The 23,623-nt window shown below is 73.3% G+C and carries 17 protein-coding genes and 1 pseudogene; 12 read left to right on the top strand and 6 right to left on the bottom strand.

What is annotated here, in order from left to right:
* Positions 1–102 precede the first annotated feature (102 nt).
* From AOK09_RS21015 to AOK09_RS21005, 3 genes are all read left to right on the top strand, one after another.
* Positions 103–795, top strand: coding sequence for a glyoxalase (locus AOK09_RS21015; protein WP_107101408.1), 693 nt, complete (start codon positions 103–105; stop codon positions 793–795).
* 57 nt (positions 796–852) lie between these two features.
* Positions 853–1,335, top strand: a complete 483-nt coding sequence (locus AOK09_RS21010; protein WP_055588764.1) for an iron chaperone — start codon at positions 853–855, stop codon at positions 1,333–1,335.
* A 265-nt stretch (positions 1,336–1,600) separates the two neighbouring features.
* A complete protein-coding gene (locus AOK09_RS21005; RefSeq protein ID WP_245687402.1) occupies positions 1,601–2,674 on the top strand; it encodes a PucR family transcriptional regulator in 1,074 nt (357 codons plus the stop codon).
* On the opposite strand, the gene AOK09_RS21000 is transcribed toward AOK09_RS21005, so the two are convergent.
* The 4 genes from AOK09_RS21000 to AOK09_RS20985 all read right to left on the bottom strand — a co-directional run bounded on the left by AOK09_RS21000 (position 2,605) and on the right by AOK09_RS20985 (position 11,075).
* Complete coding sequence (locus AOK09_RS21000; RefSeq protein ID WP_063796024.1) at positions 2,605–7,353, bottom strand: DNA repair ATPase; 4,749 nt, start codon at positions 7,351–7,353, stop codon at positions 2,605–2,607. The genes AOK09_RS21005 and AOK09_RS21000 overlap by 70 nt on opposite strands.
* Positions 7,354–7,398: 45 nt before the next feature.
* The gene (locus tag AOK09_RS20995; protein ID WP_055588762.1) at positions 7,399–9,423 is read right to left on the bottom strand and encodes an SPFH domain-containing protein; all 2,025 of its coding nucleotides are present in this window, start codon (positions 9,421–9,423) and stop codon (positions 7,399–7,401) included.
* Positions 9,424–9,533: 110 nt separating this feature from the next.
* Positions 9,534–10,220, bottom strand: a complete 687-nt coding sequence (locus tag AOK09_RS20990; protein ID WP_055588761.1) for a hypothetical protein — start codon at positions 10,218–10,220, stop codon at positions 9,534–9,536.
* 330 nt (positions 10,221–10,550) lie between these two features.
* Complete coding sequence (locus AOK09_RS20985; RefSeq protein WP_157875974.1) at positions 10,551–11,075, bottom strand: peptidoglycan-binding domain-containing protein; 525 nt, start codon at positions 11,073–11,075, stop codon at positions 10,551–10,553.
* A 298-nt stretch (positions 11,076–11,373) separates the two neighbouring features.
* Between AOK09_RS20985 and AOK09_RS43720 the strand changes: the two are divergent.
* The 4 genes and pseudogenes from AOK09_RS43720 to AOK09_RS20970 all read left to right on the top strand — a co-directional run.
* Positions 11,374–11,640 (top strand): annotated as a pseudogene (locus AOK09_RS43720) (helix-turn-helix domain-containing protein); the annotation flags it as partial.
* Between the two features lie 216 nt (positions 11,641–11,856).
* Complete coding sequence (locus tag AOK09_RS42345; protein ID WP_169797054.1) at positions 11,857–12,279, top strand: hypothetical protein; 423 nt, start codon at positions 11,857–11,859, stop codon at positions 12,277–12,279.
* Positions 12,280–13,628: 1,349 nt separating this feature from the next.
* Positions 13,629–14,987 carry a glycoside hydrolase family 11 protein gene (locus tag AOK09_RS43480; protein WP_055588758.1) on the top strand — a complete coding sequence of 453 codons (1,359 nt, stop codon included), beginning with the start codon at positions 13,629–13,631 and terminating at the stop codon, positions 14,985–14,987.
* A gap of 251 nt (positions 14,988–15,238) precedes the next feature.
* Positions 15,239–16,207, top strand: coding sequence for a TIGR01777 family oxidoreductase (locus AOK09_RS20970; protein ID WP_055588757.1), 969 nt, complete (start codon positions 15,239–15,241; stop codon positions 16,205–16,207).
* Between the two features lie 136 nt (positions 16,208–16,343).
* Here the strand turns inward: AOK09_RS20970 and AOK09_RS20965 are convergent, their stop codons facing one another.
* Together AOK09_RS20965 and AOK09_RS40275 are read right to left on the bottom strand one after the other, a co-directional pair.
* Positions 16,344–16,688: a hypothetical protein gene (locus AOK09_RS20965; protein WP_055588756.1), complete on the bottom strand. Its 345-nt coding sequence runs from the start codon at positions 16,686–16,688 to the stop codon at positions 16,344–16,346.
* Positions 16,689–16,948: 260 nt separating this feature from the next.
* Complete coding sequence (locus AOK09_RS40275) at positions 16,949–17,098, bottom strand: hypothetical protein (RefSeq protein WP_157875973.1); 150 nt, start codon at positions 17,096–17,098, stop codon at positions 16,949–16,951.
* Positions 17,099–17,572: 474 nt separating this feature from the next.
* Between AOK09_RS40275 and AOK09_RS20955 the strand changes: the two genes are divergently transcribed.
* The 5 genes from AOK09_RS20955 (at position 17,573) to AOK09_RS20935 (ending at position 23,365) form a co-directional block, all read left to right on the top strand.
* Positions 17,573–19,039 (top strand): IPT/TIG domain-containing protein, encoded by a 1,467-nt coding sequence (locus AOK09_RS20955; RefSeq protein ID WP_245687403.1) that lies wholly within the window; start codon positions 17,573–17,575, stop codon positions 19,037–19,039.
* 266 nt (positions 19,040–19,305) lie between these two features.
* Entirely contained in the window at positions 19,306–20,514 is a 1,209-nt protein-coding gene (locus AOK09_RS20950) for a sensor histidine kinase (RefSeq protein ID WP_055588765.1), read from the top strand.
* An 81-nt stretch (positions 20,515–20,595) separates the two neighbouring features.
* Positions 20,596–21,414 (top strand): LytR/AlgR family response regulator transcription factor, encoded by an 819-nt coding sequence (locus AOK09_RS20945; RefSeq protein WP_055588753.1) that lies wholly within the window; start codon positions 20,596–20,598, stop codon positions 21,412–21,414.
* Positions 21,407–21,781, top strand: a complete 375-nt coding sequence (locus AOK09_RS20940) for a hypothetical protein (RefSeq protein WP_055588752.1) — start codon at positions 21,407–21,409, stop codon at positions 21,779–21,781. The genes AOK09_RS20945 and AOK09_RS20940 overlap by 8 nt, the downstream gene beginning before the upstream one ends.
* A gap of 24 nt (positions 21,782–21,805) precedes the next feature.
* Positions 21,806–23,365, top strand: a complete 1,560-nt coding sequence (locus AOK09_RS20935) for a sodium/solute symporter (RefSeq protein ID WP_063796023.1) — start codon at positions 21,806–21,808, stop codon at positions 23,363–23,365.
* Positions 23,366–23,623 lie beyond the last annotated feature (258 nt).

Raw genomic sequence — 23,623 nt, 5'->3', positions numbered from 1 at the left:
CCCGGTGGTCGCGTGGGAGGGGGTGCCGTCATGGGCGGCGGGGCAGCCGGCAGGACCGGTCAGGATTCGAGAAGCCTCAGCCGCTGTGCAGCCCATAGCGTGATGGTCATGGCAACCACCTCGTCCATCGCATCCACCACGTCCGTCGCATCCGTCACCCTCGAGGTGGCCGACCCGGACGCCGCCCACCGCTTCTACACCGCCTTCGGAGTGGACTCCTACCTCCGCCTGCGGGCCTCGGAGGCGCACACCACCGGGTTCCGGGGCTTCAGCCTGGCGCTCACGGTTTCCCGCCAGGCCACCGTCGACAGCTTCCTCGGCGCGGCCGAGGACGCCGGCGCCACGGTGCTCAAGCCCGCCGCGAAGTCGCTGTGGGGCTACGGCGGCGTCGTCCAGGCGCCGGACGGGACGATCTGGAAGGCCGCGACGTCGGCGAAGAAGGACACCGGCCCGGCCACCCGCGAGATCGACGACTTCGTGCTGCTGCTCGGCGTCGAGGACATGAAGGCCAGCAAGCAGTTCTACGTCGGCCAGGGTCTGACCGTGGCCAGGAGCTTCGGCAGCAAGTACACCGAGTTCGCCCCCGGCGAGGGAGGGATCGTCAAGCTGGCGCTGTACAAGCGCCGCGGCCTGGCCAAGGAGCTCGGCGTCCCCGCTGACGGCACCGGATCGCACCGGATCGTCCTGGGCAGCACCGCGGCCCCCTTCACCGACCCCGACGGATTCGCCTGGGAGGCCGCCGCGCCGCTCGGCACCCCGGCGGCCGGGACGTCCGAGGCGTCCACGCTCACCTGACCGCCGGCCCGCACTCCCGCACGACCGGACCAGAACCCGTACGAGAGGAAACCCGCCATGGAGCACACCACGTCGCCCACCCAGGACCCCGGCACGGCCGCCGGACGGTACGAGGGGTTCACCGCCGAGGAACGGGCCGCGATGCAGGAGCACGCGAAGGAGCAGAAGAAGGCGGCGGCGCGGCGCGGTTCGCGCGAGGAGAAGGAGGCGGCGGCCGAGCGGGACGTGCTGGCGAAGATCGCCGGCATGCCGGAGGCCGACCGGGTCCTCGCCGAGCGGATCCACGCCGTGGTCAGGGCCGCCGCTCCGGGCCTGGCGCCCAAGCTCTGGTACGGGATGCCCGCCTACGCCCGGGACGGCAAGGTCGTCTGCCACTTCCAGAGCGCGGAGAAGTTCAACTCCCGGTACGCCACGCTCGGCTTCAGCGACCAGGCGGCGCTCGACGACGGCGCCCTGTGGCCGACCTCCTTCGCCCTGAGGGAGCTGACCCCGGCGGCCGAGGAGCAGATCGGTGCGCTCGTCAGGAGGGCGGTGGGCTGAGGCCGGGCCGTCGTCCGGCGGTCCTTAGAGGGTAGGCCAGGACCCCGGGTCGGCCGCTTCCCCGGACAGCGGACCTCGGGCCACCGCCGGTCCCCGGCAGGGAGCAGCCTCGCGGGCACCGGCACCTCGGCGAGGAGCGGCGCGTCCCCGGGCGACGGGAACGGCCCGGTCCCTCCCCCGGGCAGCCGCAGACGAGTTGTCGTACCCCCGTCGTGTACCGGGTACGCTGGCGCGTCGCTGTCCTTGCGGGGGAAGGAACCAGGCGTTGACTTCTGTCACTGCGGTGCCGGAGGACCCGGCGGCGCCCGGTGCGGGCACCGGTGCCTGGACGCGGCTGCTGGAGGACGTCGCCGGGAGCGGCCGGCGGCTGCGGCGCGAGGAACTGGAGACGCTCCGCGAGTACGGGCACCGCGCGGCGGAGCAGGGCCGGGGGCTGGCCGAGCTGGTGGACGAGCGGCTGGCCGAGAGCGGCCGGGTCTGGGCGGGACGACCGGTGGACGCGGCGTCGATGGCGGCGCTGCGGGCGGCGGTGGCCGCGCTCGCGGCCGGACACGGGCGGGCCTACCGGGAGCGGCTGCAGCAGGAGGAGGCCGAGCGGCGGGAGTTCGTGGCGGACCTGCTGAGCAGCCGCAGCGACCTGGGCCGGCTGGCCGAGCACGCCGAACGCTTCGGACTCAACCTGGCCTGCGCCCATGTCGTCGCCGTGGCGGAGGGCGACGGCTACGACCTGGACGACCCGCTGGTGCGCGGGGTGGAGCGGCAGCTGTTCGGCCGCTTCGGCGAGCAGGAGCTGCTGCTCGCGGTGAAGCACGGGCGGCTGGTGTGCATCGTGCCCTCCGGTCCCGGCGAGGACGCCGCGGTGAAGGCCTTCGCTGAGCTGACGGAGGGCCGCCGGGTGGTGGTCGGCCGGCCGCACAGCGGGCCCGGCGGGGTCGTCCACTCGTACGAGGAGGCACGGTCGGCGCTGGAGCAGGCCGGTCAGCTGCGGCTGCCGGGGCGGCTGCTGCACGCAGCCGACCTGCTGGTGCTGCCCGTGCTGCTGCGGGACCGGGACGCGCTGGAGGAACTGGTGCACGGCGTGCTCGGTCCGCTGCAGAAGGCACGCGGCGGGCCGCAGCCTCTGCTGGAGACCCTGGCCGCCTATGCGGACTCGCGCTATGTGTCGGCGGAGGCCGCCCGCAGGCTGGGGCTGAGCGTGCGGGCGCTGGCCTACCGGCTTGAGCGCATCGTCCGGCTGACCGGGCTGGATCCGGACGACGCACTGCAGCGCTACACCCTGGAGACGGCGGCGTTCGGCGCGAGGCTGCTGGGGTGGCCGGACCAGCCGGCGGACGGATAGCCGGCGCACAGGGCGCGCCAGCGGGCCGTCTGGGCCGCCGTGGCCCGGCCGCGCAGCAGGGCCAGCTTGAGCAGGTTGGCCTCGGCCGCGCTGCCGAGGGTCTGCGCCTCCGCGAGGTAGTGGTCGTCCAGCAGGGCCTCGACCTCGGCGTCGCTCTGCACGGGGTCCACCCGGGCGGCGAGGGCGGCCATCGTCCGGTAGGAGCCCTGGAGCAGGAACGGCGGTTCGGTGCGGTCAGCCTCCTCCTGGGCGGCGGAGGCGATGTAGGCGCGGTTCACGGCGAGCACGGTGCGCTGGACGCGGCGCAGCCCGGCCAGGGCCGCCAGGACCCGGTCCAGGTCCGGTACGGGGGCGGTGAGCTGGTCGGCCTGGGCGGCGGGGTCCCTGTCGGCCAGCGCGACCAGCAGGCGCAGGTCGGCCGGGCCGGTTCCGGCGAGCGGGGCCAGGACGGGGTTGGCGGCGAGGGCGTTCTCCAGGTAGGAGAGCTCGAAGAGGTCCTGACGGCCGGCCAGCACCTCCCCGAGGTTCCAGACGTCGGCGCGGTTGGCGAGCATGTCGGGGATCCGGAAGCGCCGCCCGTCCGCGGTGTGGGGGTTTCCGGCGAGGCAGACGGCGAAGCGGCGTCCGCGCAGGTCGAAGCTGCGGGCCTGGCCGTCGCTGACCGCCTCGACGCGGCGCTGCGCGTCGCACAGCGGGATGAACTTCTGCAGCAGTTCGGCGGAGACGTGCTGGATGTCGTCCAGGTGCAGCAGGACGTTGCTGCCCGCCTCCAGGGCGAAGACGATCTTCTCCACCTCCCGGCGGGCGGCGGCGTCCGGGGCGCGGCCGGGGTCGAGCGAGGTGGTGCCGGTGCCCAGGGCGGGCCCGTCCACCCGGACCATCAGCAGGCCGAGGCGGGCGGCCACGTACTCCAGCAGGGTGGTCTTGCCGTAGCCGGGCGGGGACAGGAGCAGCAGCAGGCCGCTGCGGTCGGTGGTCGCTCCCTGCGCGCCGAGCTGCTTGGCGAGGTTGTCGCCGACCAGCGGCAGGTAGACCTCGTCGATCAGCTGATTGCGGACGAAGCCGGCGAGGGGGCGGGGACGGTGGTCGTCCAGCCGCAGCCGGGCGCGTTCGGCGGTCAGGACCTCCGCGCGCCGCCGCTGGAAGGCGCGGAAGGAACCCGCCCGCTGCTCTCTGAACTCCCGGGCACGGTGGGGCAGTTCGTCGATGCGGACGGTCAGCCTGCCGTCGCGGACCCGGGGGTGGGCGCCGAGCAGGCCCTGGACGGTCTCGGCGAGGGGCGCGGTGACCGGGTAGCGCTCCAGCTCGGGGGCGCAGAGCCGGGCGACCGCCTCGGGGACGCCCTCCGGCGCGCGGACCGTGGCGGCATAGGACTCCAGCCAGGCGGTGGCCAGCTGGTGGCGGGCGGGCAGGTCGGTACCGAGGGCGTCGAGGTCGGCGACCAGCGCGGCGGCGGCCGGGGTGCGCCGGAAGGCGTCGAGCAGCGCACCGGAGGCGGCTCCGGCGGCGAAGCCGTCGTGCGGGTCGGCGAGTTCCTCCAGCAGGTACTCGCCTGCGGGCCGGGCCGCGGGCAGCCCGAGGGACGCGGTGAACTCCGCGACGACGGCGGACAGTTCGGAGGCGAGTTCGGCCAGGGCCGGGGAGGGGCCGAAGGTGCTGCGGGCCAGGACCAGGGAGCGGGCCCGGCGCTGCCAGGAGGCACGCAGTGCCCCGGTGGTCCCGTGGGCCCAGAACAGCTGCGCGGCCGAGCGCGCCTCCGCGGGGTGCGCCAGCAGCCCGGCGCCGGCGCGCAACCTCAGCAGGGCGTCCAGGATGAGCGCCGCGTCGTGGTCGTGCACGCCCCGCTCGTACCCCTCGTCGTAGGCGCGCTCCGCCGCGCGGCGCACCTGGTCCAGCGGGGGTTCGGCGGTGGCCTCCGGGAGCAGGCCGGTGGCCAGGTACTCCGCGCGGTAGAGCTCGGGTGACTCGCTCACCAGCGGCTGCGTCCAGAACTCCCGTCCGGGGAGCAGCTCCGGCAGGTCGGCGGCGCGGCGGTAGCCGGTCCCGCTGACGGCGAAGACCAGCCCGTCGCCGTCCGGCTGCAGGGTCAGCTCGACCGGCTCTCGGCGGACGGCGAAGCGGTGGCGGCCGAGGCGGACGGTCGCGCCGCCGTCCTCCGACAGGTCAGCCCGGTCCCTCAGGTCACGGAGCGCGGTACGGACCGCGCCGAGCAGGCCGTCCTCCAGCTCCCGGGCGCGGACCCGGTCGTCCAGCGCCTCCAGTTCGGCTGCGGCGGCCCGGATCCGCAGCGCCATCGGGTCGGCGGCCTGGGCGGCGTGGATGTCCGCCGCGGAGCCCAGGGCGGTGAGCCTGCGGCGCAGCGCCTCCAGGGCGCGCAGCGCCGAGGCCGCGACGCGGTCGGCGCAGGCGGCGGCCTCGTCCAGCAGGCCCTGCCTGCGGGCGGCGAAGGCCTGCTGGATCTCCTCGCGGCGCACGGCCAGGTCGGCGGCGAGGTCCTCGGCCTCGGCGAAGCGGGCCTCCAGGCCGTCCAGGCGCAGCAGCAGCCGGGCCAGTTGCTCGTCGCAGCCGGCCGGGGTGTCCGCGGCGGCCAGGGCTGCGGTGGTCGCCTGGGCGAGCAGCGCCGACTCGGCGGCGTGGGCGGCACGGTGCTCGGCGTCCAGCAGGGCGCGGCGGCGGTTCACCAGGACCGCCCGGGCGCGGTTGACCGCGGCCAGTACCTCGCCGATGGCGAGCAGGACGGCGGTGCCGGCGGCGGGGTCGGCGCTCACCGCCCCGGTCACCAGGTCGGTGACGGTGGCCAGGGCCTCGGCCTGCTCGGCGAGCCGGTCGGCGAGCTGCCCGGCCTCCGCGGCGGTGGCGGTCCCGGCGGCGGCGGCGGCCGCCGCGTGGGCGGCGGCAAGGGGGCCGGTGAAGGCGTCGGGGCCGGCGAAGTAGGCGAAGGCGCGCTCGGTTGCGGCCGCCAGTTCGGCGGCGAGGTCGGCCTCGACGGCGTCCAGGGCGGCCAGGTCCAGCCGGGGCAGGTCGCGCAGGGTACGGGTGCGGCCCTGGGCCCGGCGCAGTTCGGCGAGCAGCGCCGTCCAGGCGTCGGCGTCGGCGGGGGGTTCGCCGTGCGAGCGGCGGATCAGCGCGGCGGCCTCCTCCCGTGCCCGGTCCAGCGCCTCGGCGGCGCGTGCGGCGAGCAGACCCGTCCGGGCCTGCTCGGCGGCGAGCTGCTCGGCGGCGGTGCGCAGTTCGGCGAGCGGTGCCAGCAGGCCGGTGTCGGCCAGCCAGTAGTGGCGGTCCGCCGCCTTGGCGCAGCCGTCGAGGATCAGCTCCGGTGCGGCGGCCGCCTGGTCGCCGTCCGCCGCGGCGGTCGCGGTGCGGACCACGTCGAGGCAGTCGGCGATACCGCGTACCAGGTCGGCGTTGCCGATCCGCTCCAGCGGGCCGTCGCCGACCGGCTGGGCGGCCGCGTACTCGGCGGAGACGAACGGGGTGCGCCAGAGCTGCAGTTCATGGGTGCGCACGGGCTCGCGGTCCGGTTTGAGGAGCACCAGCGTGCCGTCGGGCAGCAGGGTGTGCGCGGCGCCGTGCAGCGCCGCGGCCGCCTCCCGGCGGACCGTGTTCCACGGCAGCAGCAGGGCCTGGGCGCGTCCGGGGCGGCGCAGGACGTAGAGCAGGTCCTCGCCGTTGGGTGAGGGCACCACCTCCTGGAAGCGCAGGTCGTCGGCGGCCGGTGCGCCGTCCCCGCCGGCCGGGGCGGATGCGTCGTCGATGCGGAAGGCCCGGTGGCTGCCGTCCGCCAGCTCGTAGCCGCCCGGGAAGATCAGGCCCTGGTCGGCCGGGAGGAGCCGGGCCCCTCGGCCGAGGGAGTCCTGGCGGCGCACCGATCCGGTGCGGGTGTTGACCACCAGGAAGCGGTCGGCGGGCTCGTTGTACGGGCGGATCCGGAGCAGCAGCAGCGGCCCGGCCGACGCATGGGCGACGGCGGCGTCGGCCAGGCTCTGCAGCGGCTCGTCGACCGGTTCCTCGTACAGCGGCCGGTCGCCGGGGAGGGCGTGGACGGTGAGTCTGCCGCCGGTGGTGGCGACCGACACCGCGCCCTCACCGCCCTCGATCCTGATCCGGCCCTGCTCGTGGTGCTCCCGCCCGGTCGTGGTCCAGGGCAGTTCGAACGCGGGAGGACCGGGCAGGTCACGCTCGCCGTGGTTGTCCAGGTACTCGGCCCCGCCGTCCGTCAGCTGCCAGCTCAGCACCCGGATGTCGCCGTCGTTCCCGCCGGTGCGGAACACCGCCAGCAGCCGCCCGGAGCCGGTGCGCACCAGGTCGGCCAGCCGGGCGTCGCGGAAGTAGCGCAGCAGCTCCGCCAGGTCGCGGTGGAAGCGCACGTCGTCCAACAGGCCGGGGACCGCGCCGGGGTCCAGCGCCGAACCGTCCAGGCCGTGCAGCGACAGCAGACCGCCGGCCAGGCTCTGCGCCGAGGTCCCCAGGAGCAGCACGCCGGGCCGTACGAAGACGACACCGCAGACGGTGGCCTCCTGCTCGGTACGCGGCCGGGCCGAGCCGGCGAGCTCCAGTGCGCGTGAGCCGAAGGCCTCCTGGCGGAGGGTGTTGAGCTCCGCCGCCCGCCGGCCCAGCTCGGCGGCCCGGTCGGCGAGCCGTGCCCGCAGGATCTGGTAGGTGCCGTCCTCGACGCCCATGGCTGTTTCCCGTGTCTCCGTTCCGTTCCGGTCCTGGTGCCGTGCCTACTTGGGGCTGCCGTTGACGAGCACCGCGGGGTCGGCCACGGCGCCGTCGCCTCCGTTGCCGCCGAGCAGCCTCATCAGCAGGGCGAGGTTCCAGGGGCCGCCGGCCGCCAGCGAACGGAGCACCTCGGTGGCGTCGCCGCTGAAGCTCTTCTCCCCGCTGAGCCAGTCCGCGCCCAGGGCTTGCACCGTCTGCGAGCTCTGCACCGCACCGTCGATGCCCTTGCCGAAGGACACCGCGCCGACCAGCCGCTCCAGGAAGACGCTGTCGCCGCCGACGATGTCGATGTCCGCGCTCTCCAGCCCCGCCGCCAGCACCGCCGCCTGCGCCTCGGCCACCTGCCGCTGCACCTCCAGCCCGGCCAGCCGCACCTCCTTGTCGGCGGCGAGGCGCAACCGGAACTCCTCGTGCTCCCGGGACACCTCGTCCAGCGCGGCCATCGCCGCCGCCTTCTCCCTGAGGCCCGCCGCCTCGCCCAGCAGCCGCTCCCTGATACCGACGGCCTCGGCGTTCGCCTTGCCCTCGGCGACGGCGGCCTCGGCGAGGCCCACCCTCTCCACGGCGTCCGCCTTCTGCTTGAGACCCTCGGCCTCCCCCTCCAGCCGGGCCCGGATACCGGCCGCCTCGGCCAGTGCCTGACGCTCGGCCACCTCGGCCTGCGCGAGCCCGGCCGCGCCGGCCCTGGCCCGCTCGCCCTCCGCCCGGCGCACCGCGGCGGCGGCCTCCAGCTCCGCGCTCTTCTGCCCTGCCTCGGCGAGCACCAGCTGCTCCTTGGCCCGCAGATGGGCGGCCTGCTCGGCGGCCTCGGCCGCCTTGATGTCCTTGACCAGCTGCTCCTGCGCCTCCGCCTCGGCGGCGATGATCACGGTCTGCCGGGTGCGCTCGGCCTCCTGGACGACACGGACCCGCTTGATCTCCTCCTCCTGCTCCGCGACGGTGCGCTCCACCGCGACCCGCTCACGCACCACCTCGGCGACGCCCCGGCGCTCCGCCTCGACCTGCTTCTCCTTCTCCGCCCGGGACAGCTCGACCTCCCGCTCCCGGTTGACGACCTCCAGCAGCCGGTCCTTCTCAATCCGCTCGGTCTCCACCGCGATGACCCGCTCGCGGTTCTTCTCCGCGACGGCGATCTCCCGCTGCTGGTTCTCCCGCTGGACGCCGAGCAGTTCCTCGGTCCGCAGCAGGGCGCTGTGCGCCTTGAGCCGCTCCTCCTCCTGGACCTGCGCGGTGGCCGCCTCCTCCTGGGCGCGCAGGGTCTCGATCCCCTTGCGCTGGCGGATCTCCGCCTCCGCGCGGCGCCGTTCCAGCTCCAGCACGGCCTCGCGGGCGTCCACGTCCTGGCGGGTGATCTCCATCTGCTCGTTGCGCTGGAAGTCGTTGGTGCGGATGTGCTCCAGCGCGGTCAGTTCGGTGATCTTGCGGATGCCCTGGGCGTCGAGGACGTTGGCCGGGTCCAGCTGCGCCAACGGGGTCTGTTCGAGGTGGTCGATCGCGGCGTCCTCGAGGTGGTAGCCGTTGAGGTCGGTGCCGATGGCCGCGATGATCCGGTCCCGGAACTCCTCGCGCTTGGTGTACAGGTCGGTGAAGTCCAGCTGCTTGCCGACGGTCCGCAGCGCCTCGGCGAACTTCGCACTGAAGAGGGTCTGCAGCGTCTCCTGGTGGCTGGCCCGGTCGGTGCCGATGGCCTGGGCGACCTTGACGACGTCCTCGACGGTCTTGTTGACCCGTACGAAGAAGGTGATCCGCAGGTCGGCCCGGATGTTGTCCTTGCAGATCATCCCCTCCCGGCCGGTGCGGGAGATCTCGATGGTCTTCACCGAGATGTCCATGACCTCCGCCCGGTGCAGCATCGGGAGGACCAGGGCGCCGGTGAAGGTGACGTCGACACTCTTTGGCCTGGAGATGATCAGGGCCTCGCCCTGGACCACCTTGCGGAACAGCCGGCCGAAGAGCAGGAGCGCTCCCAGGCCGATGAGCAGGAGCACGGCGACGAGCACGCCGATTCCGATGGTGACGACAGACATGGCTGTTCCCTTGGACGACCTTGCCGCGAATGAATGAGTGTGCGGAGCGCTTCGGTGCGCGGGTGAGCGGGCGGGCTGGTGGGCCGGCGAGTCGGCGAGGACGCGCTGCGTCAGCCGGCGGAGGGCGGGACGGGCATGACCCGGAAGAACTCGCCCTCGGCGTCGTAGTCGTAGATCAGCGCGGCTGCGCCGATGCCGAGCACGCTGCCCGGCCCCGCCGCCTCGTCGGGGCTCTGGCGGACCTGCACCAGCGCCGAGGAGCCGTCGGCCGCGTGCACCTCGGCCTGCCCGAAGTCGGGGCCGACGCGCCCGGTGCGGATGACACAGCCGAGACCGACGAAGTCCCGGCGTGAGGGCGGCGGGGCCGGGGCCGGCAGCAGCCGCCGCAGCGGCCACACCAGCACCCGGGCCCCCGCCCAACCGCCGGCCAGCGCCATCGGCAGCAGAGCCCCCTCGCCCCTGCTGCCGAGGACCGCCCGGCCCGCCAGGGCGCTGAACCAGGCGAAGGCGACCAGCAGCGAGACCGCCACCGTGACCGGCACCCCGCCCAGACCCAGCACCCGCTGCAGCCCCCCGTGGGTGTGGCGCCCGGCGGCGTCGTGGTGGCCGGAGGGGTCGTGGTGACCTCCGTGGGCGGGGGGTCCCACAGGGCCGTGGTGTCCCCCGTGTCCCCCGTGTCCCCCGTGGAAGTGCACGCCCCCGGCGAGCACCACCACCCAGTACACCGCCACGACGGCCAACGCGAAGGTGAAGAGCACGGTGGGAAATTCCGTGACCGCCCTCAGAAAGCCACCCACTGCTGTCGCCTGCCTCTGCAGAGTCCCGGCGTCACCCTCGTGCGCCGCCTGCGTCAGGGTGGCAGCGTGCGGATCCCCCGCGCAGTGCATGATCCCGGCAGTCTTGACGGCCCCTTGACATCCGGGATCAGCTCACACCGACCGGCTCGGGGCCGGACCCGGCAGGGGCCATCTGCGGTGGCGCCGGAGCCCCGTCTCCTGACCGGCCGGCACCCGTCACCGGCCGCGCGGCCCGGCGGTACGGTCCGCCGGCGCGCAGAGAACGCCGGGGGCTCCGCCCTGTGAGGGGAGCCCCCGGCGTGTCGGATACGAGCCGCCGACGTCCTGCGGTCAGCAGGAGGAGGTCGAGTAGGTGGCGTTGTGCCAGGCGCCGTTGTCGTAGACCTGGTAGTTGCCGTTGACCCGGCGGAAGGTGACGTTGTAGTTGGCGCCCACGTAGACGACGTCCCGGTTGTTGCCCTGGTCTTCGAGCCACTGGTCGGCGGTGCCCATGGTCAGCGGGCCGGCGCTGCCGTCCGCGTCCAGGTGACCGGCGTCGGACACGGAGCCGTAGGCGCTCTGCCACGCCTTGGTGGCCGCGGTGGTGCCCGAACCGTAGTCGCAGTCGATCGCGCCGGTGTAGAAGCCGTCCGCGGCAAGGATGGTCTGCCAGAGCGCGGTGGCGTAGCTGTGCCGGTGGGAGCTGGAGTCCAGCGGGCCCTCGTCGCCGAAGTCGTCCTGCACCTGGGCGCCCCAGCCGGCGCCGTACACCACCCCCTGGGAGACCGAGGCCGACGCCGACGGCGCCAGCACGAGTCCGCCTCCCAGAACGGCCGCACTCGCCAGAACAGCCGCAACACGATAACGGATCGCCATGTTCTTCCTTTCGTCCATTCAGCCGCGCGCCGGCGTCCCCGGCGCATGTCCGGCCTGCTCTTATCGGGGTGTCCCGTCAATGCCACGCGCCGCCGTATGTGCACCCCCGGGCGGCATGCCCGGCGGCCACGCCGATACGGCGTGGCCGCCGGTAAATCGGGCCTTGATCTGCATCTCGCCTTGGGCGAGGTGGAACGACAGTGGCAACCGGGGGGACGACGGGCAACGGGATTGCGGTGGAAGGGATGGTGGGATGCGGCCCGCGGCCATCCGCTGTGCATTTGCTTGACCGGTGGGGATGCGGGTGGGACGATCCGGGACCGGATCGGGCCGTCCTTACGTACCGGCCTGGAGGGGGACCATGGCTCAGCAACAGGAAGCCGATCGATTCGCCGCCCGTCTCAGGGCGCTCAAGGAGCGCTCCGGGCTCAGTTTCGAGGCGCTGTCCAGCCAGAGCGCGGTTGGCAGTTCAACTATTCACCGTTACTGCACAGGCAGCAAGATCCCGTCCAGTTACGGTATCGCCCACACGATTGCCAAGGTGTGCGGGGCCAGCGGCGAGGAGCTCCGTGAACTTCATCGCTTATGGGTGCTGGCGGATTCCAGCCGGTCATCTCAGGGCGGTCCTCCCACGACCGACAATGAGGGTGAGGAAACAGCGGATTCCGCCGCCGACAAAGCCGACGAGAAGGCGGAAGAGGTGGACCGGAGCCCGATCCGTGAGATTCCGTCAGCGAATCCCTTACGCAGGTGGAACCGCCGGGCCGTCCTGCCAATAGTGGTGTCCGCTCTCACCGGGGCCGTCATCGGGGCACTGGGCCTGGCCATGGTCGAGAACTACTTCGGGGCCACCGCGAGCGGCGCGAGCCGCCCCGAGACGACACCGGCCGTCTCCGTCCATGTCTTCAACGTGGTGCCCTCCTGCCAGGGCCGCACCGACCATGTGCCGGCCTGCAGCATGGGACTGGCCGGCAACCCCCGGGCGGCGTACGACGCGGGCAACGTCGTGGCGCACCGGGTCTGGCACGGCGACGTACTCGTCACCGACTGCGTGCTCTACGACGGCGCCCAGGTCGGGGACGAGACGGGAGTGGCCACCACCCGCTGGTTCCGGGTCCGGCTCGAGGATGTACCGGGCGGCCATGCATGGCTGCCCGCCGTACGGACCCATGACAGCCCCGCACTCCCCACCTGCCGGGAGTGACACCGGCCCACTCCACCGGGCGAGGCGTCCGGGAGCGCTCCCCTTCGCCGCGGTCGTCAGGGCCTGCGGGCGGCCCCTGTCGCCGCCGCGGTCCCGGCCCGATGCCCCCGGGCGTCCGTCGGACCGGGGGTCCCCGGTCGACGGCAGCAGCCCCTCCGCTCTGCGGTGGGTGGCCGGCCGGAGCTCCCGGCCGATGAGCCGGGTTCACCGGCAGCCGGGGGCCGGGGCCCGGGGCGCAGACGTCGGTGCGCGCTGCTGGCGATGCTCTCCGGCCTGTGGAACGGGCGGGGGTGGCCGACCGGGTCCGGCCGAGCCCGGTCCGGCCGACGGCACCGCGTGCACCGGTGCGGACGTGGCCGCCTACGTCTCCCGCCACGATGAGGTCGTCCGATGTCTGCCTCGGCGCCCGAATCACTTTCCCGTCCACCAGCAGAAGCATCCTTCACGAGGCTCCGCCTGAGCTCCTCGTCGCGGCGACGAGTTGGTGGCGTCGATGACGCTGCCGTACGGAACGGGACGACGTCGACGCGTAGGCGCTGAGGCGCGCCGACCAGCAGGCCCGGGGAGACTGCGCGGGTGCGGCAGACGACCGCCGGCGATGCCGAAGCGCGCCCGGCCCCCTCCACGCACCGTGCGCCCGCAACTCCCAACGGCTCGCCGCGGTACGGAGCGCGACCGGCCGCCACCTCCCTTCGAAAGGTCGGCACCTCGGACCTCTCCGATGCGGAACGACCCGACGCCGGGGTGAACCAAGCGCTGCGCACGGCGCGTGCCGGGGGAAGGGGGGAAGTGCCGCCGGTTCTCGTTCGGCGCTCCGGACCGGCCCGCCCCCCGGCCGCGAAGGGCGGGGCGGCGGACGCGCAGGTGATACGGCGAGCGGCCCCGAAGCACGGCCCAGCCGTCCGTTCTCAGCCGCACTCAATGATCGGGCCTGCATTCGAAACTTTCGTTACAAGAACCCTCTCCACAGCTCCTCCCTTTCGAGCCCATACATCCCCCACCGGTCAGATTTAGCAGACGAGCTCCCGGAACTGACCCTTGACCAGGCAAAATATTTGCCCACCCGATTCCCGGCCGCCTGAATGTTTTCGCAACAGTTGCCGAAAGCGTTGACAGCCCGACAGGTCCGGTCCAACATCGTCGCCGTCGGCAGGCCACACCCACTGCCGGCCCGAGTCGGCCATCGCGGCTCGGCCTGCTGTTCTCCGGCCGTCCGCCGTACGGCGCCTGGTCAGCCCTGCCGCGTCACACGACACCCGCACGCCGGCCGCAACCGCGGCCGACGGCGCTGCGGCGGGTTCGCCATGCAGCCGCCCCCCATCAGCCTTCCCGAGAAGGAACGCAGATACGTGAACTCCACCCAGCCCAAGAGCATCAGAAGTAGCCGGCTCTGGCGTACCGTCAGCAAGGCACGCGTCCTGGTGCTGGCCCTCGCGGCCGTCATGGCCGTGCCCGCCACCGCCAACGCCTCCACCGTCGTCACCTCGAACACCACCAACACCGACGGCGGGTACTTCTACTCGTTCTGGAGCCAGGACAGCGGCCAGGCCTCCATGACCCTCGATGGAAGCAACGGCTACAGCACCACCTGGACCAACGTCACCAACTTCGTGGCCGGCAAGGGCTGGAACCCGGGCACGACCGCGCCCGTGACCTACTCGGGCACGTGGAACTGCAACGGCAACTGCTACCTGTCGCTGTACGGCTGGACCACCAACCCGCTCATCGAGTACTACATCGTCGACAACTACGGGAACTACAACCCGAGCTCCGGCGCCACCAAGCTGGGCTCGGTCGTCAGCGACGGCAGCACGTACGACCTGTACCAGACGGACCGCGTCAACCAGCCGTCCATCCAGGGCACCGCGACGTTCAAGCAGTTCTGGGCGATCCGCCAGTCGAAGCGCACCGGCGGCACCATCACCGTGGACAACTTCTTCAAGGCGTGGGCGTCCGCGGGCCTGAACCTCGGCACTCCGAACTACGAGATCCTCGCCACCGAGGGCTACGGAAGCAGCGGCAACTCCAACATCAAGGTCAGCCAGGGCACCTCCACCGGGGGTACCACCGGCGGCAGCACCGGCGGCAGCACCAGTGACACCACCGCTCCGTCCGTCCCGGGCGGCCTGAAGGTCACCGGCACCACCAGCAACTCCGCGTCGCTGTCCTGGACCGCCTCCACGGACAACACCGCCGTCACCGGCTACAACGTGTACCGCAACGGCACCAAGGTCGGCACGACCTCGGGCACCAGCTACACCGACAGCGGCCTGTCGGCCTCCACGGCGTACAGCTACACGGTCTCGGCCTACGACGCGGCCGGCAACACCTCCGCCGCCACCAGCGCCGTCAGCGCCACCACCGCCTCGAGCACCGGCGGCAGCACCGGCGGCACCGGCACCAGCAGCGGCTGCACGGCGACCTACGCCAACAGCCAGGACTGGGGCTCCGGCTTCACCGGCACGGTGACCGTCAAGAACAACGGCACCGCCGCCACCAAGGGCTGGAAGGTGAACTGGACCTTCCCGGGCAACCAGACCATCACCAGCCTGTGGAACGGCACCTACACCCAGTCCGGCACGGCCGTCACGGTGAACAACACGTCCTCCAACGGCACCATCTCCGCGGGTGGCACCACCACCTTCGGCTTCAACGCCAACTACAGCGGCAGCAACACCGCTCCGGCGCTCTCCTGCACCGCGAGCTGATCCGGTAGGACCACCACCCGCGCGGTCGGACCACCACCGGCGCCGGGTCGCCCGTTCCGCCCCTGACGGCGGGCGGGCGGCCCGGCGCCGCCGTACGCGCAGTCGGCGGCGCAGCCGGCCGGGGCATCGGGCCCCTGGCGTGAGCACCCCGGTCCGGTCCGGCAGAACGGCTCCCGAGACGGACACCCCCCGGTTTTGAACGCGTTCAATCACGTGCTCTAGGCTCACCCGGGAACGAGAAGGGGGAGCCGATGAAGATCGTGATTCCTGGAGGGACCGGACAGGTCGGTGCGATCCTGAACCGCGCCCTGGACGCCGCAGGCCACGAGGTCGTGGTCCTCACCAGACACCCGACGCTCAAGGGCCAGGTCCCGTGGGACGGCAGAACCCTGGGCCCCTGGGCGGCGGCGGTGGACGGCAGCGACGTCGTGGTCAACCTGGCCGGGCGCAGCGTCAACTGCCGTTACACAGCGGCCAATCTCCGGGAGATGATGGACTCCCGGGTCGACTCCACCCGGGTCGTGGGCGCCGCGATCGCGGGCGCCGCCCGGCCGCCCCGGGTCTGGCTGCAGATGAGCACCGCCACGGTGTACGCGCACCGCTTCGACGCGCCCAACGACGAGGCCACCGGCGTGATCGGCGGCACCGAACCGGACGTACCGGACTACTGGTCGTACAGCGTCGAGATCGCCAAGGCCTGGGAGAAGGCCCAGCAGGAGGCCGACACACCGGCCACCCGCAAGATCGCCCTGCGCTCGGCCATGGTGATGAGCCCCGACCCCGGCGGGGTCCTCGCCGTCCTGCTGGGACTGGCCCGCCTGGGGCTCGGCGGCCCGGTCGCGGGCGGGGCGCAGTATGTGTCGTGGATCCACGAACACGACTTCGTGCGCGCCGTGGAGTTCCTGATCGACCGGGAGGACATCACCGGGCCGGTGAACCTGGCGGCCCCCGGCCCCGAGCCGCAGCGGGCGTTCATGCGCACCCTGCGCTCGGCCTGGGGTGTGCCGCTGGGGCTCCCGGCGACCAGGTGGATGGCCGAGGCCGGTGCGTTCGCCCTGCGGTCCGACACCGAACTGCTGCTGAAGAGCCGCCGCGTCGTACCCGGCCGGCTGACCGGGGCAGGCTTCGACTTCCGGTACCCCCGGTGGCCGCAGGCCGCCGACGAGCTGGTGCAGCGGGTACGCGAGCGGCTGCGGACCGGCTCCCGCACCCTCCGGTGAACAGCCCCGGGGCCGCGTCGGCCCGGTTCCGTCCACGCCCGGCCGCCTGCCTGCTCTGCCGGACGGAGCGGCCAGGGGTCCAGCGGCCTCGACCGTCGCTGGACCCCTGGTGGGCAGGCTCTGCCCGCGCCGGAGACTACGGGAAGAGCAGGTAGTCCGTGGCGACCCACCCGGTGAGCTTCACCGATCCGTTGTACCCGTATCCGTAGACCCACACATAGGCGCCGGAACTCTGGAAGGAGCCGCTGCAGAAGTGGAAGGCGGAACCACCGGGGATCTCCCCGACCGCCGGTGTGCCGACTCCCGGCGAGGTGTGCACGCGCAGGAAGTCGACGCTGCTCTCCACATGGGTGAGCGAGTCGATCGAGCAGGAGTAGGCGGGGGTCATGACTGCCGGTGACGCCGCAAGGGCCGGCGACGCGCTGAAGGCGAGCGCCGCGGTGGCGACCCCCACGGCGAATATGCGGTGCAGTCGGTTCATCACGACTTCCTTTCCAGGTGATCGGTCGCCACGTCCGGCGCGGACGTGGCGGCGGGCGCGGCCGGTACCTCCCCCACGGGTCCCTCCGCCGCGCGCTCCTCCCCCGCGGGCGGTTCCGTAACGGGCCGCCGCGCCGTCCGGCGCTCGATCCGGGTCCGCCGGGCCGCCTCCCACAGCGGCTCGAGCTCCTGCGGCTCGCGGCCCGCGGCCCTGCACAGGGCGTCGACCACGGGCCACGGCTGCACGCACACCCCGGACAGTTAGCGCGACAACGACGAGTCGCTGCTCGCGGTGATCCGTTCCAGCTCCTTGAGGCTGCGCCCGGCCTGCACCCGTATCAGGCGGAGTTCCTGAGCCAGATCCGCGACTCCGTCCGGATCTGCAGCGGCCTTGCCATACCCCTCGGTCACGGTTCCCCCTCCGGCCCTGGGCGCCTCAGTGCGCTCCATGCTCCGGGTGGGGGGCGCCGTGTTCAAGTCGGGCCCGGCGATTCGGTCATGGCGTCCGGCGGGGGCGAGGGGCGCACCCGGCACCGCCCGGCAGAGGCGCCCGTGCACCGGCCCCGGTGCCGGGGTTCCGGCCGGAAGGGCGGCCGCAGGCGACCGTACCGCCCGCCCGGCCCGACCCGGCCGGGCCCAGTCCGACCCGGTGGACCGACCCACATGTGACGAGCGGCCACCAAGGTGAACCTGGTCGACCCGGGGCCCGCAAAAGCGCCGGACAGCGCGAAGGGAAAGGTCTGATTGTCTGCGATCCAATCTGGCGGTCGGGTCGGCCCAGCCCTGCCCTGATGCTGCCGGAAGGCCGTCCCGCCTCCGCACCGGCACGACCTCCGAGGAGCAGGAACGACGATGGCACCCGATCCGACAATCGCCCAGGTGACCATGACCCTGGCTGCACTCACAGCCACCGGGGCCACCCCGCGCCCGTCCGGGGAGACCCTGGAGGAGCAGACCCGGCGAATCATCAGCGGTATCACCACACAGCTGGACAATCGCAGCCTCGCGACCCAGGGCAACTGGAAGCTGACGTGGCTCGCCCTGAGCGACGCCAACGCCAACATGGCCTACATCGCCCAGAGCATCGACGGCTCCAACGCCTTCGCCGTGGCCGCCCGCGGCACGGACGCCGATCTCACGGACATCCTGGAGGATCTCGACGTCGGCACGGTCGTCCCGTTCACCGAAAACGGATCACCGGACGGCGTCTTCGTCTCCAAGGGGGCCATGGACGCGTTCAACCGGGTCGTCAACGCCCGTTCGATCGCCTCGCCCTCTCCCGGCCTCATGCTTGTCGAGGCGCTCTCCGCCGCGCTCCAGTCGGCGCCCTCCTCACCGCAGCCGACCGTCTATGTGACCGGCCACAGCCTGGGCGGCTGCATCGCCAGCATGCTGGGGCCGTACCTGCAGTCCCAGCCCTGGCCGAAGCAGCCGCAGTTCGCGGTGATCACCTACGCCGCACCCACCGCCGGTGTGCAGAGTTTCGCGGACTACTTCGACTCCCTGCCTTGGCTGATCGACGAACGCCAGAACAACACCTACGACCTGGTACCACGTGCCTGGCAGGACCTCCTCACCACCCGCGACTGGTACCCGAGCCCGGGGCCGCAGGCGACCGAGGAGGTGAGACTGCTCATCGGGGCGATCTCCGAGCGGACCAAGGGCAATGTCTACGTCCAGCCCGGCACGCTCTGCCTGATGAACCCCGGATACACCAAGCTGGCCAAGAACCTGGTGAACAGGACCACCCAGGACTTCCTCGGCCAGATCGCCTTCCAGCACGCCAACTCCACCTATCTGGACCTGGTGGCGGCGCCCCCGGTCCCTTCCGGGCCGGTGGTGAGCTATGTGACCCCCACCTTCGGCGCACCGGGCACCCCGGTGACCGTCCACGGCACCGGTTTCAGCCTGGACAGCGCGGTCGACTTCGGCCAGTTCGCCTGCGACAAACCCGGTATCGACCCCTCCGGCACGAAGATCACCGTCAAGGCCCCCAACGGAACCGGCGTCGTCCACGTCCGCGTCACCAACACCCTCGGCACCTCCCCCGCCGTCGCGATGGGGCAGTTCGCCTACGGTGGACCCGCACCGGTGGTGGTCAGCGCGGTCAGCCCGACCAGCGGCAAGGTCGGCACCCCGGTCACCATCAGCGGCTCCGGCTTCGCCAACGGCGCCACCGTGCACTTCAAGGACACTCCGTCCGGCTCGGTCAAGTTCGTCTCGACCAGCCAGATCGTCGCGACCGCGCCCGATCTGCTCGAGGTTCACCAGACGGTGAACATCACCGTGACGGTCGGCAAGGCCACCTCCCCCACCAGCCCGGACGACGAGTTCACCTACACCGGACGGTAGCGTCCGCACCCCTGCTCCGGGGCGGCCCCGCTGCCGCCCCGGGCCCGTTCCACCGCGCGCTCCCCGCCGCGCCGCATCGGCCGCCCCCAGGCCGCCGTCCGCGCCGTCAGCTTCCTCACCGGCTGCCGTCCCCGCGTCGACGGCGGGCGCTCAGCGCTCATGCGGGACCCGCCCGGCCGACGCGGTCACGGCTCCTCCCGCCCGTCACCCCGGGCCGCTGATCACCGGTCTCCCGGTGTCCGCCCGACAGGGTTACCGTGTCCGGCATGGCGAGCTTCCTCCGGCGGCACGGGCGGCTGCGCCGGCACGCCGGTTTCGACGGGCGCGCCGGGCAGGCGGCCTTCGAGGCGCTGCACCGGGCGTCCCTCGCGGCGCCGGCGTTGCGCGGTGGGCTGACCGAGGCGTCGGCCGGCGCGGCCGCCCGTCACCTGCGGGAGCTGCTGGGCGCCCCGGGGCTCGCTCTCACCGACACCGAGCGGGTGCTGGCCTGGGACGGTGCCGGACGGCACCATGCCGCGGCCGCGGCGGACCTGGCGGGAGACGTGCTGGCCGGCGGCGGCAGTGCCGTGCTCACGGCTGACCGGGTGTGGTGCGGCGAGCTGCGCTGTGAGCTGCGGGAGGCCGTCGTGGCGCCGCTGGTGGTGGAGGACCGGGTCGAGGGTGCGCTGCTGGTCTACGCACCCGGTGTGTCGGCGGGTCTGGTCCGGGCGGCCGGTGAGGTGGCGCGCTGGACGTCCGGTCAGCTGGAACTCGCGGAGGTGCACCGCTCCCGTACCCGCCTGGTGGAGGCCGAACTGCGGGCACTGCGCGCGCAGATCTCGCCGCACTTCTCGTGCAACGCGCTGACCGCCATCGCCTCGCTGGTGCGTACCGATCCGCAGCGGGCCCGTGAACTGCTGCTGGACTTCGCCGACTTCACCCGCTACTCCTTCCGCAGTCACGGGGAGTTCACCACGCTGGCGGAGGAGTTCCGCTCCATCGGCCAGTACCTGGTGCTGGAGCAGGCACGGTTCGGCGAGCGGCTGTCCGTGGACGTCCAGGCGGCGGTGGAGGTGCTGCCGGTGGCGGTGCCGTTCCTCTGTGTGCAGCCGCTGGTCGAGAACGCGGTGCGGCACGGTTTCGAGGGCAGCACCGGGCCGGGGCGGATCACGGTGCTCGCACGGGACGTGGGCGCCGAGGCCCACATCACGGTGGAGGACGACGGGGCCGGCATGGACCCCGAGAAGCTGCGGCGCATCCTGGTCTCGGGCGGGGAGGCCGCGTCGGGCGGCGGTGGTTCGGGCGGGGTGGGCCTGGGCAATGTCGACGCCAGACTGCGCCGGGTGTACGGCGACGCCTATGGGCTGGTGATCGAGACCGCGCCCGGAGCGGGCACCAAGGTGCGGCTGCGGGTGCCCAAGTACCAGGCCGGGGTGGCCGCCCCGCCGGCGGCCGGCGGGGCGCGGCTGTCCGGCGTGCGTGAACCGCTCGGCTGAGCGGAACCCCGTCGGGCATGTGGTCAATCCCACACGTCCCGGGAGATTGACCGCCCACGAGTGGAATGTTCATCTGTTCGCGTGCTGAGCGTCCTGGTGGTCGACGACGAGCCGCACGCCCGTGACGAGCTGGCCTACCTGCTCGGGCTGAACCAGGGCGTCGGCCGGGTGGAGTGTGCGGCGGACGGCGCCGCGGCACTGCTGGCGCTGGACCGCGCACTGGCCCACCGTCACACCGTGGACGCCGTCTTCCTCGACATCCGCATGCCGGGTCTGGACGGGCTGGAGGTGGCCAGGGTCCTGTCCCGCTTCGCCGAGCCGCCACCGGTCGTCTTCGTCACCGCGTACGACGACTTCGCCGTGCCCGCCTTCGAGGTGCGCGCGCTCGACTACCTGCTCAAGCCCGTCCGTGCCGAGCGGCTCGCGGAGACCGTCCGGCGCGTCGCCGAGCGGCGGACGGTCCCCGGGGCCGCGGAACCCGCCCCCGTACCACCAGTCGTACCCGCGCCGCCCGCACCCGCGGCGGAGCCGGTCGCCGACGACGAGACGATCCCCGTGGAGATGTCCGGAGTGACACGTTTCGTCCAGCGCTCCGAGGTGCGGCATGTGGAAGCGTGCGGCGACTACGTTCGCCTTCACCTCGCATCCGGCAGCTGCCTGCTGCGCGCCCCGCTCTCCAGTCTGGAGGAGCAGTGGCAGGACGCCGGATTCGTACGGGTGCACCGCCGCTATCTCGTCGCCACCGGCCACATCGAGGAACTGCTGGCCGACTCCGGACGGCTGTCGGTACGCGTGGCCGGCACCGTCCTCCCGGTCAGCCGACGCAGCAGCCGCCGGCTGCGCGAACTGCTGCTCCCGCCGTCCGGCCCGCCGCGCGGCGTGAGGGCCGCCCATGGGTGAGCCGTCCAGGCGGGTGACCGTCACCCACCCGCGCACCCGGGCCGCCCGGCCCGGCCGGCGGGACGCCGCGGTGCGGGACGTCCACGAGCAGACCCCGCTCGGCGAGGTCTATGTGAAGGCGCTGATGCGCACCCAGCTCCGGCTGGGGCTGCTGGTCTGCGCCGCGGTCTGCCTGCCGCTGGCCGCCCTGCCGCTGCTGCTCGGGCGGGTACCGCTGCCGCGCTGGGCACAGCCGTGGGGTGCCGGGCCGTCATGGCTGGTCCTGGGGCTGCCCGTCTATCTGCTGCTGGTGGCGGCCGGGGCCTGGTACGTCCGCCGGGCGGAGCGCAACGAACGCGAATTCGACGAACACGTCCGCCGCTCATGACCCCCGCCCCCTGAACCCGCGCCCATGAACCCACCAGCGAACCTGGCAGCCGTCCTCGTCGTCGTCGCACTGACGGTGGGCATCGGCGGCTACGGCCTGCGGTCCCGCTCCACCCCCGACTTCTACGTCGCCTCCCGTACGGTCTCGCCGCTGCGCAACGCGGCCGCCGTCAGCGGCGAGTACCTCTCGGCCGCCTCCTACCTGGGCATCGCCGGACTGCTGGCGACCTACGGAAGCACGATGCTCTGGTACGGCATCGGGTACACGGCCGGCTATCTGGTGCTGCTGGTCCTGGTCGCCGCGCCCCTGCGCCGCTCGGGGGCCTACACCGTCTCCGACTTCGCCGAGGCGCGCCTCGGCTCGATGGCGGTGCGGCGGACGGCCACCGCGTTCGTCGTGCTCATCGGGCTGCTGTACCAGGTGCCGCAGCTGCTGGGCGCGGGACTCGCCCTGCACACGGCCCTCGGCGCCCCCGCCTGGGCGGGCTCCGTACTGGTGACCGCGGTGGTGCTGGTGAGCGTGATCACCGGAGGCATGCGCAGCGTCACCCTCGTCCAGTCCGTCCAGTACTGGCTGAAGCTGACCGCGCTCGCCGTCCCCGCCCTCGTCCTGCTGCTCGTCTGGCGCGGCGTCTGGCACCCGGCCCACAGCCCGCTCCCCCTCCCCGCCGCTCACCGGGCACCCGGGCAGAGCGGTGGGCAGGAGCTCTACGGCGTCTACTCGCTGATGGTGGCCACCTTCCTCGGCGCGATGGGCCTGCCGCACGTCATCGCCCGCTTCTACACCAACCCCGACGGCCGCGCCGCCCGCCGCACGACGGTGGGCGTCCTCGGCCTGCTCGGCGTCTTCTACCTGCTGCCCGAGGTGTACGGCGGACTCGGCCGGCTCTACCCGCCCGGCCTGGCCGCGGCGGACCGGGCGGACACCGAGGTCCTGCTGCTGCCCGGACGGCTGGTGCCGGGCGTCGTGGGCGAGCTGCTCACGGCGCTGGTGGTGGCGGGTGCGTTCGCCGCGTTCCTGTCGGCCTGTTCCGGGCTGGCCCTGTCCGTGGCCGCCGTGCTGTCGCAGGACCTCTTCGGCGGGGGCGTACGGGGCTTCCGCCGGGCCGCCGCACCGGCCGTCGTGGTGCCGTGCGGGATCGCGCTGCTGCTGTCGGGGAGCAGCGTCTCCGTCGCCCACGAAGTCGGCCTGATCTTCTCGGTGGCCGCCTCCACGTTCTGCCCGCTGCTGGTGCTGGGCATCTGGTGGCGGCGGCTGACCGCGGCCGGAGCCGTCGCCGGGATGCTGGTCGGCGGCGGACTGTCGGCGGCGGCCATGACGCTCACGCTGGTCGGGGTGGGCGGCTCCGGCTGGCTGGGGACCCTGCTCGCCGAACCCGCGGCCTGGAGCGTACCGGCGGCGTTCCTCGCCATGGTGGGCGTCTCCCTGCTCACTCCGGGCAGGGTGCCCGCGGTGGCATCGGTGATGCTGGCCCGGCTGCACCTGCCGGAGGCGCTGGCGGCGGGCGCCGCCGACCGCTCGGCAGGCGAGAGCGACCGTTCGTCTCCGGATCCCGTCCGTTCGTCGCGCCACGGCCACCACTGATCGACAAGTCCCGTGGGAGGGCTCCCCGGCGGGGCACGTGTGCCGCAGAGTAACCGGCCAGAGGCCAGACAGAGGCACCGCGCGGGGTCCGGCCGGCCGCGCTCCCGGACCGGGAGTGGCCCGGACGTTCCCTGCCCGGGCGCGCACCGTGCCTGCGCGCACACCGTCCCTGCGTGTGCACCGACGCGCGCCCCGGCGTGCCCGTCGCGTCTGCGCCGCGCACCACCTGGCGCCACCCCGCACCACCCCGTGCCACCC

The sequence above is a fragment of the Peterkaempfera griseoplana genome (assembly GCF_001418575.1).
GTDB lineage: Bacteria > Actinomycetota > Actinomycetes > Streptomycetales > Streptomycetaceae > Peterkaempfera > Peterkaempfera griseoplana.
This window is presented reverse-complemented; position numbering and strand designations above follow the sequence as displayed.

Bases quoted from the DNA above. Each gene is read 5' to 3' on its own strand.
- AOK09_RS20985 (WP_157875974.1), bottom strand. From the start codon at position 11,075: ATGGCGATCCGTTATCGTGTTGCGGCTGTTCTGGCGAGTGCGGCCGTT.
- AOK09_RS20940 (WP_055588752.1), top strand. From the start codon at position 21,407: ATGGGTGAGCCGTCCAGGCGGGTGACCGTCACCCACCCGCGCACCCGG.
- AOK09_RS20995 (WP_055588762.1), bottom strand. From the start codon at position 9,423: ATGTCTGTCGTCACCATCGGAATCGGCGTGCTCGTCGCCGTGCTCCTG.
- AOK09_RS20965 (WP_055588756.1), bottom strand. From the start codon at position 16,688: ATGAACCGACTGCACCGCATATTCGCCGTGGGGGTCGCCACCGCGGCG.
- AOK09_RS21000 (WP_063796024.1), bottom strand. From the start codon at position 7,353: ATGGGCGTCGAGGACGGCACCTACCAGATCCTGCGGGCACGGCTCGCC.
- AOK09_RS21010 (WP_055588764.1), top strand. From the start codon at position 853: ATGGAGCACACCACGTCGCCCACCCAGGACCCCGGCACGGCCGCCGGA.
- AOK09_RS20970 (WP_055588757.1), top strand. From the start codon at position 15,239: ATGAAGATCGTGATTCCTGGAGGGACCGGACAGGTCGGTGCGATCCTG.
- AOK09_RS20935 (WP_063796023.1), top strand. From the start codon at position 21,806: ATGAACCCACCAGCGAACCTGGCAGCCGTCCTCGTCGTCGTCGCACTG.
- AOK09_RS21015 (WP_107101408.1), top strand. From the start codon at position 103: ATGGTCATGGCAACCACCTCGTCCATCGCATCCACCACGTCCGTCGCA.
- AOK09_RS20955 (WP_245687403.1), top strand. From the start codon at position 17,573: ATGACCCTGGCTGCACTCACAGCCACCGGGGCCACCCCGCGCCCGTCC.
- AOK09_RS20950 (WP_055588765.1), top strand. From the start codon at position 19,306: ATGGCGAGCTTCCTCCGGCGGCACGGGCGGCTGCGCCGGCACGCCGGT.